Source organism: Erythrobacter sp. JB1-4, assembly GCF_057365025.1.
Genome location: NZ_CP200292.1, coordinates 1890721 through 1905262 on the forward strand (window position 1 = coordinate 1890721; position 14542 = coordinate 1905262).

At 56.1% G+C, this 14542-nt stretch carries 16 protein-coding genes; 7 read left to right on the top strand and 9 right to left on the bottom strand.

The window, feature by feature from the left end; translation table 11 throughout:
• The first annotated feature begins 61 nt into the window (after window positions 1-61).
• From yidC to AC0V61_RS08850, 3 genes are all read left to right on the top strand, one after another.
• Entirely contained in the window at window positions 62-1852 is a 1791-nt protein-coding gene (gene yidC, locus AC0V61_RS08840) for a membrane protein insertase YidC (RefSeq protein ID WP_486156879.1), read from the top strand.
• A gap of 4 nt (window positions 1853-1856) precedes the next feature.
• Window positions 1857-2567 carry a ribosome biogenesis GTP-binding protein YihA/YsxC gene (gene yihA, locus AC0V61_RS08845; protein WP_486156880.1) on the top strand — a complete coding sequence of 237 codons (711 nt, stop codon included), beginning with the start codon at window positions 1857-1859 and terminating at the stop codon, window positions 2565-2567.
• A 287-nt stretch (window positions 2568-2854) separates the two neighbouring features.
• Window positions 2855-3841 carry a hypothetical protein gene (locus tag AC0V61_RS08850; protein ID WP_486156881.1) on the top strand — a complete coding sequence of 329 codons (987 nt, stop codon included), beginning with the start codon at window positions 2855-2857 and terminating at the stop codon, window positions 3839-3841.
• Window positions 3842-3943: 102 nt separating this feature from the next.
• Here AC0V61_RS08850 and AC0V61_RS08855 read toward each other — a convergent pair whose 3' ends face one another.
• Entirely contained in the window at window positions 3944-4363 is a 420-nt protein-coding gene (locus tag AC0V61_RS08855) for a VOC family protein (RefSeq protein WP_486156882.1), read from the bottom strand.
• A gap of 114 nt (window positions 4364-4477) precedes the next feature.
• Here AC0V61_RS08855 and AC0V61_RS08860 point away from each other — a divergent pair, with 114 nt between their 5' ends.
• On the top strand, window positions 4478-5134 hold the full coding sequence (locus tag AC0V61_RS08860) for a glutathione S-transferase family protein (protein WP_486156883.1): 657 nt from the start codon (window positions 4478-4480) through the stop codon (window positions 5132-5134).
• 3 nt (window positions 5135-5137) lie between these two features.
• On the opposite strand, the gene AC0V61_RS08865 is transcribed toward AC0V61_RS08860, so the two are convergent.
• Window positions 5138-5605: a cupin domain-containing protein gene (locus tag AC0V61_RS08865; RefSeq protein WP_486156884.1), complete on the bottom strand. Its 468-nt coding sequence runs from the start codon at window positions 5603-5605 to the stop codon at window positions 5138-5140.
• 29 nt (window positions 5606-5634) lie between these two features.
• On the opposite strand from AC0V61_RS08865, the gene dapE reads away from it, so the two are divergent.
• From dapE to AC0V61_RS08880, 3 genes are read left to right on the top strand one after another with little or no spacing between them, the layout of a single operon-like run.
• Window positions 5635-6792: a succinyl-diaminopimelate desuccinylase gene (gene dapE, locus AC0V61_RS08870; protein WP_486156885.1), complete on the top strand. Its 1158-nt coding sequence runs from the start codon at window positions 5635-5637 to the stop codon at window positions 6790-6792.
• Between the two features lie 6 nt (window positions 6793-6798).
• Window positions 6799-8055: a dicarboxylate/amino acid:cation symporter gene (locus tag AC0V61_RS08875; protein ID WP_486156886.1), complete on the top strand. Its 1257-nt coding sequence runs from the start codon at window positions 6799-6801 to the stop codon at window positions 8053-8055.
• Window positions 8055-8483 carry a GNAT family N-acetyltransferase gene (locus AC0V61_RS08880; protein WP_486156887.1) on the top strand — a complete coding sequence of 143 codons (429 nt, stop codon included), beginning with the start codon at window positions 8055-8057 and terminating at the stop codon, window positions 8481-8483. Before AC0V61_RS08875 ends, AC0V61_RS08880 begins: the two co-directional genes overlap by 1 nt.
• On the opposite strand, the gene AC0V61_RS08885 is transcribed toward AC0V61_RS08880, so the two are convergent.
• From AC0V61_RS08885 to AC0V61_RS08915, 7 genes are all read right to left on the bottom strand, one after another.
• On the bottom strand, window positions 8472-8930 hold the full coding sequence (locus AC0V61_RS08885; protein ID WP_486156888.1) for a hypothetical protein: 459 nt from the start codon (window positions 8928-8930) through the stop codon (window positions 8472-8474). The two genes, AC0V61_RS08880 and AC0V61_RS08885, sit on opposite strands and share 12 nt — an antisense overlap.
• Before the next feature lie 98 nt (window positions 8931-9028).
• On the bottom strand, window positions 9029-10813 hold the full coding sequence (locus AC0V61_RS08890; protein ID WP_486156889.1) for a vWA domain-containing protein: 1785 nt from the start codon (window positions 10811-10813) through the stop codon (window positions 9029-9031).
• Between the two features lie 114 nt (window positions 10814-10927).
• On the bottom strand, window positions 10928-11416 hold the full coding sequence (locus AC0V61_RS08895; RefSeq protein ID WP_486156890.1) for a GNAT family N-acetyltransferase: 489 nt from the start codon (window positions 11414-11416) through the stop codon (window positions 10928-10930).
• Window positions 11406-12008 carry a hypothetical protein gene (locus AC0V61_RS08900; RefSeq protein ID WP_486156891.1) on the bottom strand — a complete coding sequence of 201 codons (603 nt, stop codon included), beginning with the start codon at window positions 12006-12008 and terminating at the stop codon, window positions 11406-11408. The genes AC0V61_RS08895 and AC0V61_RS08900 overlap by 11 nt, the downstream gene beginning before the upstream one ends.
• Window positions 12009-12050: 42 nt before the next feature.
• Window positions 12051-12704, bottom strand: coding sequence for an endonuclease III (gene nth / locus AC0V61_RS08905; protein ID WP_486156892.1), 654 nt, complete (start codon window positions 12702-12704; stop codon window positions 12051-12053).
• A gap of 27 nt (window positions 12705-12731) precedes the next feature.
• Complete coding sequence (locus tag AC0V61_RS08910; protein WP_486156893.1) at window positions 12732-13622, bottom strand: YwqG family protein; 891 nt, start codon at window positions 13620-13622, stop codon at window positions 12732-12734.
• 45 nt (window positions 13623-13667) lie between these two features.
• Window positions 13668-14531, bottom strand: a complete 864-nt coding sequence (locus tag AC0V61_RS08915) for an ion transporter (RefSeq protein WP_486156894.1) — start codon at window positions 14529-14531, stop codon at window positions 13668-13670.
• Window positions 14532-14542 lie beyond the last annotated feature (11 nt).

The following is a 14542-nucleotide window of genomic DNA, read 5'->3' on the forward strand; positions in this document are numbered from 1 at the left end:
GATTGCTACGTGTCATACCTACATAACACACTTATGGTCGGACTTTAGTTAAGGTTTCATCTTGGACAATCAGCGCAATCTTCTGCTCGCCGTAGTCTTATCGGGCTTGCTCATTCTGGGCTGGGATGTCGGTATGCGGTATTTCTATCCCGCACCGCCTGAGCCTGTACCCGCCGAAGCGGGCGCCGCGCCTGCTGCCGCTTCGGGCGCTTCGGGCGCAACGACCGCTGCGACAGGTGGCGGGACTACCGATGTGGCTGAGCCTGCTGAGATGCAAACGGGCCCGGTTGATCTTGATACAGCGCTCGCTCAGCCAAACCGAGTGGAGATTGATGCACCGCGTGTTGCAGGTTCTATCAATCTTGTCGGCGCGCGCGTCGATGATCTTGTGCTCAAGGATTACAGCGCCACCATTGAAGAAGGCAGCGGTTCTGTGCGTTTCCTCGCGCCAGAGCGCACCGATGTTCAGCACTTTGCAGAATTCGGCTTTGTGGTTGCGGGTAAACGCATGCCCAGCACAGCCGTGTGGGAGGCCGATGGCGCAAAGCTGACGCCAGAAACGCCGGTCACACTCTCACGCACAGATGACGCTGGCATCACATACAAGATCAACTTTTCCATCGATGACAACTACATGATTGCCGTCGACCAAGCGGTCGAGAACGGTTCGGAAGCGGCGGCAATTGTGCAGCCCTTTGCTTTCGTTAAACGCACGAGCATCAATGCCTCGCCCGATGAATTCATCAGGCACGCCGGGCCAACGGGCGTCTTTGCAGGATCGCTATACGATCCCAATTCTTATGAGGAGCTGGCTGAGCTTGGCCGGGACAATCCTGCTGGCGCTGCTTCTTGGTTAGGCTTTACCGACAATTACTGGGCCAGCGCTCTTATCCCTGGTGTTAGCGAGACGGATACCGCGGGTTGGCGCTCACTAGGTGACAATCTGTTCCGCGCAGATGTGATCTACAATGCTGAAACGGTTCCGGCTGGCGGCACAGTATCTGCACAAACGCAATTTTTCGCAGGTGCCAAAGAGAGCTCAGTCCTCGATGCTTACGAGGAAACGGGCATCACCTATTTCGGCAAGGCAATCAGTTGGGGTTGGTTTGAGTGGTTTGAAAAGCCGCTTTTGTGGCTGCTCACGACGCTCAACGGCTTCACTGGCAATTTTGGTATCGCGATCATTCTGCTCACTTGCTTGATCCGCGGGCTGCTGTTCCCGATTGCGCAAAAGCAATTCGGTTCGATGGCCGCGATGAAGGCGATCCAGCCTAAGATGAAGGCGCTGCAGGAGCGGTACAAAGACGACAAGCAAACGCAGCAGGCAAAAATTGCCGAGCTCTTTAAAGAAGAGAAGGTCAATCCGCTTGCCGGGTGCCTGCCACTTATTATCCAGATCCCGATCTTCTTTGCCCTTTATAAGGTGCTCTATCTCGCAATTGAGATGCGGCATCAGCCGTTTCTTTATATCAGCGATCTGTCCGCGCCCGATCCGGCAAAAATCCTGAACCTGTTTGGCCTTCTGCCGTACGATGTGCCCGGCTTCCTAGGGATTGGTATCCTGGCTGTCCTGATGGGTTTCACCATGTGGCTCACATTCAAGCTCAACCCATCAGCGATGGATCCGATGCAGCAGCAGATATTTAATCTGATGCCGTGGGTGCTGATGTTTGTCATGGCACCGTTTGCAGCGGGTCTCTTGCTGTACTGGGTAACGTCGAACATCCTCACGGTCGCACAGCAAAGCTATCTCTATTCCAAGCACCCGCAGTTGAAAGCGGCGGCGGCGAAGGAAAAGGCAGAGAAAGCCCAAGCCAAAGAACGCGAAAAAGCTGAGAAGAGCGGGGCCTAAGGATTTGGCTGAGCTGACCGAAGCTGAACTGGAAGCCCGCGCCAAGAAGCGGCGCGAGACGAAAGCCTCGCGCCTGTTTTCGGGCCGCGTGGACTTTCTCCTGTCTGCGCCCCAGCTCAAATTTCTGCCTGAGCCTACTGTTCCAGAAATTGCATTTTGCGGACGAAGCAATGTGGGCAAAAGCTCGCTTCTCAACGCTTTGACAGGCCGCAAGAAGATTGCGCGTGCTTCGGTAACGCCGGGCCGCACGCAGGAATTGAACTTCTTTGAAGTGGGTGTGGCCGATCCCAATAGGCCCGATGGCCCGCCCTTGTTCCGACTTGTCGATATGCCGGGCTATGGCTTTGCCAAAGCGCCGGTAAAGGTGGTCGAACGCTGGAAGAACCTTGTGAAGACCTATCTTCGCGGGCGTCAAGTATTGGCGCGCAATCTCGTGCTGGTCGATAGCCGCCATGGGCTCAAAGACGTTGACCGCGAGATGATGAAAATGCTCGACGAGGCGGCCGTTGGCTACCGCGTTGTCCTCACCAAAACCGATAAGGTAAAGGCGAGCGAATTGGAGCGTGTGGCAAGCCAGGTCGCTGACGAATCGCGCAAACACCCGGCCGCTTTTCCCACGCTGCACCTCACCAGCAGCGAAAAAGGCATGGGTATCGAAGAACTTCGTGCCGCAATCGTTTCCGATGCTTTGGGTGAGAGTTACTTCGAGCTTTAGTTAACGCGCAAACCCGAGTTTACCCGCCGTCCCGCAGGAATGCGAGGGACGGGGTGTTAACACGCCTGCAAGCTGCTGCGTCTTTGCTAAAATTCTGATTTACCATGCAAAAACCTACGTGGTTTTGCGCGGGCGCTCATTTGGATCTTGTTAACTTCGCTGAAACCCTTGGGCGCAACTAAGGGGGAGAGACAAGTGCGCAGCCCGCGCCACAAGCGGGTAACAGGAGGGCTGCTTCTTTGTCATCAAAGAGACCAGAGACTTTGAAGACTTGAAGGACCAGACACATGAAGAAGATCATTCTGACAGGCGCATCGATTGCCGCTCTTGCCGTATCGGCGCCAGCGTTCGCGCAAAGCTCATCGAGCGTGAACCAAACGGGTAACGGCAACAGCGCCGAAGTGACGCAGGAGAATTCAAACGCCTCCACAATCACGCAGACGGGCGACAATAACGATGCCGATGTCGATCAAACAATTGGCACAGGCAACACATCAACGATCACACAAACCGCGAGCGGCGCAAACGAGGCGGGCGTGTTCCAGAACGGCCTTGGCGGCACATCGACGATTGAGCAGAGCGGCGATGCGACAGATGATGTTGCGATTGTTGTGCAAGATGTTCTGTCCGAAGATGCGACCGCAACGATCACCCAAACCGGTAATGGCGGCGGTGCGAGCGGCAACACCGCATTGATCGACCAGGATGCGGGCCTAGACAGCTCTGCAAGCATTACGCAAAGCGGCCTCACCAACAACGCTGAGAGCATTCAGGAAGGGTCCAATAACCTGTCCGACGTGAGCCAAACGGGTATTTCGGGTACGGTGTTTGTTGATCAGATTGGTGACGGCAACACAGACCTCACCATTCAAGCTGGCGACAGCAACTCAGCGGACGTGAACCAAGGTGCAACCGGTGAACCCGTTACCGGCACGACCTCAACGGTCTTCCAAGACGGCACTTCAAACAGCGCGACAGTGAACCAGCTGGCTGACAACAACGAAAGCTTCGTTGATCAAGGCTTTAACCTTGGCACGCTGAACACGGCGAGCGTGACCCAATCGGGCACAGGCAACTTCAGCGGTATCGAGCAGGGTGCAAACTCGATCAGCAACAGCAACGTGGCCGACGTGCTTCAGTCGGGTAATGACAACAACAGCCTGATTTCGCAGGATGGCGACACCAACAGCGCTGATGTCAACCAACTGACCAACGGCAACCTCTCTGACATCGTGCAAGCGGGCAACGGCAACTCTGTGACCGTCAACCAGTAAGGCACGGAACTAAGGACGTGTGAACCGGTCAGTCTGTCCATTGACCGGGGCTCAAGAATCGCCGGGTTCTCCATCGTGGGAGAGCCCGGCGATTTCTTTTGCCTAAGTCGCGAAAAGTGCGTCGGGGTCGGCAAAAGCCTTAAACTCCAGAGCATTGCCTGCCGGATCGCGCAGAAACATGGTGGCTTGCTCACCCGGTTTGCCTTTGAAGCGCACAGTGGGTTCCATCACGAATTCGGTGCCAGCTTCGCGCAAGGTGTTGGCTAGCGCCTCCCATTTTTCCATGCTGAGCACCAATCCGAAGTGCGGGACGGGGACACCGTGTCCGTCAACATGATTGGTAGCGGCATCTGTGCTGGTGCCACGCGAAAGGTGGGCCACGATTTGATGACCATGGAAGTTAAAGTCGATCCAATCATCACAGGAACGCCCCTCCTCGCAACCTATAAGCTCGCCGTAAAACGCGCGCGCTTTGGCAAGGTCATCGACGGGAAATGCGAGGTGAAACGGGGGTAGGGCCATAATGTTTTTCCCAATGGATTGAATACCCCATGTAACCCGTTCAGGCTCGACAGCGAAAGCCTGAATACCTACGCTAGTGTAAACTCAGGCCCGTAAGGTGGAACAGGCAGACGTATGAAACTGATCATCGGCAATAAGAATTACTCCAGCTGGTCCTTGCGCGGCTGGCTTGCGGCCAAACAGTCGGGTCTGCATTTTGAAGAGATCACGGTGCCCTTGATGGGTGAGCATTGGGAGGCGCAAAAACAGGGCGAGGAGTTTCAGCCTTCCTCAGGCAAGGTTCCGATCCTTTGGGATGGTGATACCGTCATCTGGGACAGTCTTGCGATCATGGAATATCTCGCCGACAAAGTGGGCCGCGACCGGTTTTGGCCCAAGGATGAAACCGCGCGCGGTATGGCTCGGGCAATGGTGGCGGAAATGCACTCGTCCTATGGCTCACTCAGAACCGAAATGCCGATGAATGTGCGCAGCCGCGTGCCGCTTCAAAACGTGTCCGAACAGACCAAATCAGAGATCGTGCGCATATTGCAGCTATGGGCAGAAGCGCGCGCGCGTCACGGGTCATCGGGGCCGTTCTTGTTTGGCACTTTTGGTGCAGCTGACATCTTCTACGCGCCCATCGTTTCGCGCTTCACCACTTACGGCATCGGCGTCCCCGGCTTTGCGCAAAGCTATATGGAAGCGGTGCTGGAACACGATTGGATGACCCAATGGACAGCCGCCTCCGAAGATGAGGAATGGGTGATCGAGCAGTTCGAGACGGCTTAGGATTTAGGGGATACGGTCGGTTTCATACCGCGTCCCGTCGCGGCGGTAATATCCGTCAGGTTCGAACACCATGTCGATATCCGGATATTCGCCGCCGTCTGTCTCGTAGTCACCCGCAGTGGCGACGACGAAGACGCAAGCGCGCTCCCCTCTGTTCTGTAAATGGTGACCATTCTTTGCACCCGCTGGCCATGCGATGATGTCGCCTGGCCGGACCACGCTCTCGCCCTGATCCTCCACCAGCACCGCCTCGCCCGAGAGCATCACCAAAAGCTCATCAAGACATGTGTGCCAATGCCGCTGAGACGACCATGCGCCCGGTTCAAGAACCACGTGGCTTGCCCGCAGTTTTTGTAAGCCCGCAGCAGGCGCAAGGCGGCGGTACTTGCGCCCTTTCACCGGCTCATCGAACGGGGCAGGGTATCCGGTCGCATTGGTTTGCGCGATTGCGCTCAAATCAAGCTTGGGCATTGGGCTCATCTCCTGCTAGCTAACGCCTCATGAGTATTGCCCTAGATTATGCCAAGCGCCTAATTTCGCACCCCTCGGTGACCCCTGCCACAGGCGGCGTGTTCGATGAGATGGAAGCGATGCTGAAGCCTTTGGGCTTTGCCTGCCACCGCTTCACGCGCGGCGATGGCGAAGAAGGCTCAGATGAGGCCCCGGTGGAGAACCTTTTTGCCATCCGCAAAGGGCCGGAAGGATCAAAACACTTCGCCTTCGCAGGGCACCTTGATGTCGTCCCCCCCGGCGATGGCTGGGAAAGCGATCCTTTTGTGCCCACGCAAGAGGGCGAGCTACTCTACGGGCGCGGCGCAGTGGATATGAAAAGCGCGATCGCCTGTTTCGCAGCTGCCGTTCACGATATCCCAGCGGAGGCTGGCACGCTCAGCATGATCATCACCGGCGATGAAGAAGGCCCAGCGCTGCACGGAACGCGCGCCCTGATCGACTATATGAACGCTGAAGGGACACAGCCCGACCTGTGCCTTGTGGGCGAGCCCACAAGCGTCAATCGCCTTGGTGATATGATGAAAATCGGACGCAGGGGCTCGGTGAACATCTTTCTCACGGTTGAAGGGACGCAGGGCCACGTCGCCTACCCGCATCTTGCCGATAACCCGCTCCCGAAGCTGGTGGCGATGCTCAAAGAGTTGGACGAACTGGTGCTCGACACGGGCACCGATTGGTTCCAGCCTTCGAACCTAGAGATCACCGAAATCGAGGTCGGCAATAAAGCGCACAATGTGATTCCGGCTGAGGCGCGTGCGCGGATCTCGATCCGGTTTAACGATCTTCATTCGGGCGCCTCGCTTTCTGAGCGGGTCTCAGCGATTGCGGAGAAACACGGCGGGCGCGCGTTGCCGATCATCTCGGGCGAGCCGTTTCTGACCGCGCCCGGCGAGTTTTCCGATATGCTGGCAAAGGCAATTGAGGAGGAAACCGGCGTTAAGCCAGAGGCCTCAACCACTGGCGGCACGTCCGATGCGCGGTTCCTTCGCGCCGTTTGTCCGGTCATCGAATTTGGCCTGTGCAATGCAACCATGCATAAGCGCAATGAAGCGGTGGCTATTCCTGATTTGGATGCACTAGCTAGAATTTACACACGCGCGGCGCTGGGGGCGCTTGCTCTCAAAACCACACAAGAAGAGGCGTAAACGCTCATGAAGACCTGGTTCGCAATTCCGCTCTGGCAGCGGGTGATCGGTGCGCTTATTCTCGGCATTATCGTGGGCTATATTTGGGGACCGGGGGCGGCGTCCATCAAGATCGTGGGCGATATCTTCATCGCTTTCATCAAGATGCTCGTGGTGCCTCTGATCTTCTTCAGCCTTGTGGCTGGCGTTGCGAGTATTGGAGATTTGCGCAAGCTTGGAAGCGTTGGCTGGCGCGCGCTTTTGCTGTTTGTGGTGACGGGACAAATGGCGGTATGGCTTGGCCTTGGGATTGGAACTTTGGTCCAACCGGGGGCTGGCCTTGATGCAAGCGCAATGAACCTCGACGCCGCCGCCCTTGAACGCGCGCAGGCCCGCCAAGAAGACGGCGTTACAGTCCAGCAAATGATCCTCGAAATGGTGCCCTCAAGCCCGGTTCAGGTCATGGCTGACGTCAACGTCCTCCCACTGATTATCTTCTCGCTCCTGATCGGCATCGGCATTTTGATGGCGAAAGACGAGGGCGAGCCTGTCCTTAAAATCTTCGAATCTGGCAGCGTTGTGATGCAGAAAGTCACGATGATCGTGATGGAGCTCACCCCGTTCGGTGTCTTTGCGCTGATGGCATGGGTTGCGGGCACTTTGGGCGTCGATGCGCTTCAAGCTCTCGGCATTGTGGTTGTTCTCAATTACCTTGGCTGCTTCCTCATTATCGGCCTGATTTATGGCGGCATGATCAAATTCATCGCCAAACTGCCGGTGATCGACTTCTTCCGCGGGATTATTGATGCAATCGCGGTGAGCTATTCCACGGCGAGCTCCAATGCGACTTTGCCCGTCACCTTGCGCTGTGCCCGCCGGAACCTTGGTGTTTCCAATTCGGTTGCAAGCTTCGTCATCAGCCTTGGCGCAACGATCAATATGAACGGCACAGCGATGTATCTGGGCCTTGCGACATTGTTCGGGGCGCAGGTGTTTGGGGTTCCGCTCGACATGAGCGACTATGTGCTGATTTCGATCCTGGGAACGCTGGGCGCGATTGGCGCGGCGGGCATTCCGGGCGCTGGTCTTATCATGATGGTTCTTGTGTTTGGCGCGGTTGGTGTGCCGCTTGAGACCATTGCTCTGGTCGCTGGCATCGACCGGATCATGGACATGATGCGCACCACCACCAATGTTTCGGGTGATGCAGCGGTGGCGACCACGGTTGCGGCGCTGACGGGTGAGATCGACAAGGCTGAGATGATCAGCGCAGATGATGTCTAATGCCAATCTCGGTTGAGCGTGAGCCGGACCAAGAAGACGCAGCAGCGCTCAGCCAAGGCATTGTGGTCTTTAACAAAGAAAATGTGCCGGACCTTGAGGAGGTTGCTGACGAGGTGAAATTCTTCGTCCTCGCCAAAGACGATAGTGGGCGCTTGCAAGGCGGAATTCGCGCGGTGTGTTATTGGAACACTCTCCACATCGAGCTCGTTTGGCTTGACGAAACTGCGCGCGGTTCAGGGCTGGGGACCAAACTTATGACCAAGGCTGAAGACTACGCCCGCCAGCACAATTGCGAAAAGGCTTTCGTTGAGACCACCAGCTGGCAGGCAAAGCCGTTCTATGAAAGGCAAGGCTACACGCTGATGGCGACGCTGCCGGACCGGCCCAAGGGCCACGCCTCGCATTACCTCGCCAAATCACTCATCTGAGCTGACATACTCGACTGGTATAAACTCGCCCAATCCGCATCCTGTGCCCACATCGATTTGCCCTGCGACAGGAGTAATTACGCGGATGATCGTCTGCGTACACAATTGGTTGATTGAGGTCGAATAGGTGAAGGCCTCCTCAAACCCAAGCCCGGGACAACGCCGCGGCAAGGTAGAGCGATAGACTTTGCCGCTCCTCATCTCAAAATCGATTACCTGATCACTGCGCACCCGCGATTGGCGGATGGCTTGCGTGCGGATGCAGTTCTTCCCCTCTCCCACCACTTTCGCTTGAGGCCCTGCCAAAGCGGGATCGGGGCGGTTGGAATTGCTCTCAACCGGCGCGCAGGATGCAAGGCCGATAGAAACAGTGATAGCGAGGGCAGAAGCGACGCGAAAGGATGCGGCAAAAGAGGATGCGGCAAACTCAAACGGTGATCGGTTCATGCGAAATCTCCTGTTTAGCCCTTGTGATAAGCGGTGAACCGGGGAAGCTGAACACTTTATGATCCGTTTCGGCCCGGTCCATCTGCTTTTCGGCCCAGTTACCCTTCGGCGCGCACCAGCCTTATTTCGGTCCCATCCATCGGGTTTCTGAGCGTCAATCGCTCACCGTTCACCCGGTAGTTGAACACCAGCTTCGTACCCACAATGCGCATCTTGCGTTCGTTCAATTCAAAGTCCTGCCAAATACGGTCGCCTTTGTCCGGGCCGCGCGTCCGGTTGGTTATAAACTCACCGTTGTCGGTGATTGCGACCGTGTCTCCGCGCGAGATATCCGTCACCCCCTTGTGGCGTACGACGCGCCAATCACCAAGGATCTCAAACGGCTGTGTTGGCCCTTTATTGGTTAGGCCAGCAAGCCGGGCCGCCCGCAATTGGAGCGTATCGATGAGTTTGACCTCTTCTTTGAGCCCTTGCGCTTTGGACGCTGAAAGCCGCTCAGACAGTTCGGAGAGCATCATCGCCGCTTGCGCTGGATCATCGCCTTCGTGGTACGCTGCCAGAGCCTTAGTCGTGGTGACATATTGGTCGACAAGCATTTCTGCTTTGGCAAGGTTTGCAGGCGGCGTTCCATCGCTCACACTGACGCTTTGCGCATCGCTTTCGCGGCGCTGGGTTACAGCATCGGTGTAGGTTACCGAAATGTCGGCAAGCTTGGCGCCCGGCGTATCCTCGCCTCCCTCAAGGTCAGCGAAGATCCCGCCGGCATTGCTCGCGAGGAAGGCGCTTGCGATATTGACGGTGACAGTGCCTTCGCCTGCGTCCTCGATGATCTCATTAGGCACGCCGTAAATTGCGCCCACTTTGACACCGGGTACCGGATCAATCGCGATAACCAGATCATAGGCGACCGCGCTTACCATATTGCCAAATTCTCTGGTGAAAAGCGATGCGCCCGATCCTTCCTCAGGCAAAAAGAAGAGGTTGCCTCCACGAACGCTGGAGATTTGCGTCGCAAGCTCGCCCCGGAAATGAGTGCCAACGCCAATGGTGGTCATGTCCACACCGTTGCGCGAGCCGTTGATCGCTTGAGCCATAAAGCCTTCCGCGCTGGTATCGCCTACATTGGGGTTCTCATCTGTGAAAAGCATCAGCCGCGTTTTGCGTGAGCCATCCGCCCCGCTCATCGCTTCGCGCTCTGCAAAAGCGGTGGCAAAGCCCAGCTTCATTCCGGCTTCCATATAGGTGGAGCCATTGATCTCAATCGCCTCAATCGCGCGGCGTAATTTGGCCCGGTTGCCGCCGACATCGATGACCTTCTGGTGGACCACCGTTTCACTGCCATAAATGACAATGCCCATCCGGTCGCCATCACGAAGCTGACCCACTACTGCGCGCAGGCCCTCTTTGACCCGCGCGATCGGTTCATCAGACATAGAGCCTGAGCGGTCCACCACGGCGATAAGGCTAAGCGGTTCAGCCTTGTAGGTTTCGGCATCCAGTGCGCTTTCAAAACCAATGCCAAGGAACTGCGTCCCCTTTTGCAATGAAGACGGTTTGACATGCGATGTGATGCAAAAGAGTTGATCACAATTGCCGGTGGGGGGAAGGGCAAGGTCGTGCTCTCCCATCAATCCTTCCACCGTTAGGCTCTTGCCAAGCGGCAATTTGTTTTCAAGCGTATCAAGCGAGATTGAGCGGAAGTGCTGTGCATCTTGCGCCCCGCCTTGCCGAACGGAAGCTGTGACGATGATGGTGTTGTACACCTCATCGTCCTCAGCGGCCGCGTCGTCTTGCGCAAAGGCCGGGGCAGCGAATGGCAGGCCTGCAAGCGAGAAACATGCGCCCAGTGTAAGAGCGCGGCGGGAATTACGTGTAAGCGTCATGGCTTCTCTCCCAATGTTGCGAGTCGCGAGCCTACGACGTTTGCAAGAATTCTCCTAATAGTCTGTTTTTGCAACGTTTATCGGTTGCAAGGAGATACTGAATAGGGGCTGGCCTCAGAGTTCTTGATACATAATAAGGGCATCGACAAAGCCTTGTTTAGGATGCGCAAAAGCCTTGTTAAGCCGTCCAACAACCTCAAACCCCATCCGCTCCCACAGCGCTATCGCGCGGGTATTGGTGGCGACAACGAAGTTGAATTGCATTGCGCGAAAGCCTTGGGAGCGCGCCACCTTCAAAGCATGTTCGCACATCGTCTTCGCAACGCCTTTGCCAGTGGCTTTGGCACTGACCATAAAACCGCAATTCGCGACATGCGCCCCGCCGCCAGATTGGTTGGGCGTGAGGTAATATGTGCCAACCAATTGGTCTTCGAGCAGCGCGACATAAGCGTGCTTAGGAGATAGGGTCCAATAGTCGAGCGCCTCCTTAGCGGTAAGCTGCGGGTCAAGAGCATAGGTTTCGCCAGCGCGTATCACCGGTAGGATAATATCTAGTACGGCGTCTGCATCCCGAGCCCTTATATTGCGGATCTCAATCGCCATGAATGGGAGCCGGTGGGCCTTCTTCTAACGGCGGGTTTGTTCGAGGCGCCCGCTCTATAGCCGCCCTTTCTCTGGCCGCCCTTTCTCTGGCCGCCCTTTCTCTGGCCGCCTCGTAGACACTTTCATTTACCTTCATGCCTACACTGTTCTCCTGCGCCCAATAGTTCCAAGTTTGGAGACACGACCAAGCCGCGTCAGTTGTTCCGGGCGCAACCAATGTCAGCACCTCATACCCGCCATCAGACAGAGAGCGAACGTAGTGCTCTGGCTTGGCGCCGCAATATGACATCGCCTCACTCAATGATCTTGCACCACACTCAGCCTGAGCTTGTTTGTCGCTTTCGCTTATCCAATTGTGCCCTGTGTAAAGACCAATCGGTAGAAGGATTGCGAGTGAGAGGCCCAGAAAAGGCGACGCAGGGCCATGTGTGGAAATAAGAAACGATCCAACCATCGCAGCAACAGCGATCCCCGTTCGATACCAAAGAACATGCGCGTTGCCCTCGCATGGGGGCAGACCATAACTGAGCAGGGTTCCTGCCCAGAACATGATGAGGTAGAGAAACCCCGCCAGAAACACTGCAGCAGCCATCAAATTTCGAACAGCGCGCAAATCAGGTCCCCTCGAAGCGCACTATTTGCGACCCTTGGGTTTCTCGGTCACCTTTTTGCGGAAAGAACACAGATCAACAAGTCCGCACCGCCAGCATTCCGGTGTCCTTGCTTTGCAAACATAGCGGCCATGCAAAATCAGCCAATGGTGTGCGTGCAAACGAAAGGGTTGGGGCACTCGCTTTTCAAGCTTTGCCTCTACGCTCTCAGGCGTTTTCCCTTTTGCAAGTCCCGTTCGATTGCCGACACGCAAGATATGGGTGTCCACGGCGAAGGTCTCTTGTTTGAACCAGCAATTGAGTACGACATTGGCAGTCTTCCGGCCCACTCCCGGCAAGCGAACCAGATCATCGCGAGTGTCGGGCACCTGTGCATCGTATTCGTCGATCAAAAGCTTCGATAATGCGATGACATTCTTGGCTTTTGAATTGAACAGGCCGATGGTTTTGATGTGGCTGATTAAGCCTTCAAGCCCCAGATCGAGCATTTGCTGAGGCGTCTTTACCTCAGCAAAAAGCGCCCGTGTTGCCTTGTTCACGCCCACGTCGGTGGCTTGCGCAGACAGCGCCACGGCCACCACCAGCTGATAGGCATTGCCATATTCCAGCTCGGTCTCTGGCTCAGGATTGTCTTCAGCCAAGCGCCGGAAGAATTCGAAGATCTGGTCTTTGGTCATAGCGTTAGATTATCGGCCCGCTGCCACTCAGCTGCAATCCCACGAATAGGCAACTTTGGAAAAGTCCCCGCTTTCCAAGTCCTCGGGCCGCATGAGAAAGACACACTCGCCGCAATCACCCCACATCAGATGTTCGTCCGATGTAAGACGTAAGAGCACGTGCGAGAAGTCTGTAAACTTGGGATCCTCGCGTACATCTGACTGAGTAAAAGCAGGATATCCCCCTGTGTGGTGGACGAGTGGCGATTTTTCTGCCGTCGCAATCCAGAGCGGCTCGAGATCATGTTTGCGGAAGTCGAGGCCCATTTCATTTTCCTTGGCGGTGACTTCGACAAGCCCCATGCTCGGCAGATCCATCGATTGCTCTGGGACCAATGATATGCCGCCAGCCATGTCGTCTTTGTTGTTTGCGGGAGTGTACTCGTACCAATCATCCTCCTCGCCTTCATCGGCACTGAGGTAGGGCGGATCATAAAGCGTAGTATCGGCATCAGCTGGGATCCATCTGACAAGATAATCGCCGTCCATATGGTCGGGGTAGCCCAGCCCCCATGTGTCGCCACCTGCGACAAAGAACTGGATTAGACCATCGCTGGGATAACCCTTGAGAGGGTCGCAATCTGCACAATCCAATTGAGCGAGAAAAACGAGTGCTTTCCCGTCTTTACCGGTTGGCCAGTCTTCATCGTTCTGCAAAAGAGCAGGGCCAAAGAGGCGCGATCCTTTTGCCTGAAAGGGCAGGGTGGGATCAGGGGTTAAAGTAACCGCAGGCTTGGCTTGTCGCTCGTGCCATTCGAGAAACTCCTTCACCATCTCAGGTGGAACTGGAGGAGGGCGTTGGCGGCGTCGGGGCGGCGGTGCGGTCGGTGCTGAACCCGCCGAAGATCCCGAAAGCAGCCTCTTCACAAAATCGAACATAACAACCCTTAGTACTTCAGTGTTTTCAAGCAGATCAGCCCATGATCAACCGGGCGGATTGTGACTGGCGCGCTCCAACTTCTCAAGCTTGGCGACCACATTTTCGTCAATCTCATCGAGCCGCTCCAGGTGCTCGCGCATTTCCTGGATTTTCTGGTCGCGGCGCGCTTGCATCGCGTCTGAAAATGCAGCGGCGATAATCCCGGTTGGCATAGCAACAAAAGCAATGCCTGAAAGAGCCAGCGTTCCGCCAATGATCTTGCCCAGTATCGTAATCGGATAGGCGTCACCGTAACCCACCGTTGTCAAAGTGATCACCGACCACCACAGCGCCCGAGGGATCGAGCCGAAGGCTTCGGGTTGAATGTCGCCCTCAACGATGTGCAACAAGGTGGCCCCTGTCAGCACAAAGATAAACGCCAAGGCAACGGTCACAATCAGATCATCGCCCCTGTCGGCAATCGCTCTCCAAACGGAATGTATCGCAAGGCTAAAGCGTCCAAATTTCATCACCGCAATCACCCGGAAGAGGCGCAGAACCCTGAGCACGGCGGCATCGCCTGCGATCAATGGAGCGAGCGTTGCCACCACCACGATGAGGTCGATAATCCCCAGCCAGCTGCGCATAAAGGCCCAGCGTTTCGACCAGGCGGAACCCTCTCCCGGAGCCTCAGCGGCGGCGTACACCCTGGCGATGTATTCGCTCAAAAAGATCGTCCCGAAAACGAGCTCTGCGACGAGTAATCCGCTATGCATTTGGGCCGATAGCTTGGGTTCGGTGCCCAGCGCCGCGCCTATCACCGCAAGCACAATCGTCACGATCAACAGGCGGTTCAAAAGCGTCAGCCGTCCGTCAGGGTGCGCTCCGACAAAGAGCTGCTCATATAGCTTTGTCCTCAATCCTGCCATTTTGATCCCCC

Coding starts and splice junctions, on each gene's coding strand:
- AC0V61_RS08850 (WP_486156881.1), top strand. CDS start 2,855: ATGAAGAAGATCATTCTGACAGGCGCATCGATTGCCGCTCTTGCCGTA.
- AC0V61_RS08855 (WP_486156882.1), bottom strand. CDS start 4,363: ATGGCCCTACCCCCGTTTCACCTCGCATTTCCCGTCGATGACCTTGCC.
- AC0V61_RS08860 (WP_486156883.1), top strand. CDS start 4,478: ATGAAACTGATCATCGGCAATAAGAATTACTCCAGCTGGTCCTTGCGC.
- AC0V61_RS08865 (WP_486156884.1), bottom strand. CDS start 5,605: ATGCCCAAGCTTGATTTGAGCGCAATCGCGCAAACCAATGCGACCGGA.
- dapE (WP_486156885.1), top strand. CDS start 5,635: ATGAGTATTGCCCTAGATTATGCCAAGCGCCTAATTTCGCACCCCTCG.
- AC0V61_RS08875 (WP_486156886.1), top strand. CDS start 6,799: ATGAAGACCTGGTTCGCAATTCCGCTCTGGCAGCGGGTGATCGGTGCG.
- AC0V61_RS08880 (WP_486156887.1), top strand. CDS start 8,055: ATGCCAATCTCGGTTGAGCGTGAGCCGGACCAAGAAGACGCAGCAGCG.
- AC0V61_RS08885 (WP_486156888.1), bottom strand. CDS start 8,930: ATGAACCGATCACCGTTTGAGTTTGCCGCATCCTCTTTTGCCGCATCC.
- AC0V61_RS08890 (WP_486156889.1), bottom strand. CDS start 10,813: ATGACGCTTACACGTAATTCCCGCCGCGCTCTTACACTGGGCGCATGT.
- AC0V61_RS08895 (WP_486156890.1), bottom strand. CDS start 11,416: ATGGCGATTGAGATCCGCAATATAAGGGCTCGGGATGCAGACGCCGTA.
- AC0V61_RS08900 (WP_486156891.1), bottom strand. CDS start 12,008: ATGGCTGCTGCAGTGTTTCTGGCGGGGTTTCTCTACCTCATCATGTTC.
- nth (WP_486156892.1), bottom strand. CDS start 12,704: ATGACCAAAGACCAGATCTTCGAATTCTTCCGGCGCTTGGCTGAAGAC.
- AC0V61_RS08910 (WP_486156893.1), bottom strand. CDS start 13,622: ATGTTCGATTTTGTGAAGAGGCTGCTTTCGGGATCTTCGGCGGGTTCA.
- AC0V61_RS08915 (WP_486156894.1), bottom strand. CDS start 14,531: ATGGCAGGATTGAGGACAAAGCTATATGAGCAGCTCTTTGTCGGAGCG.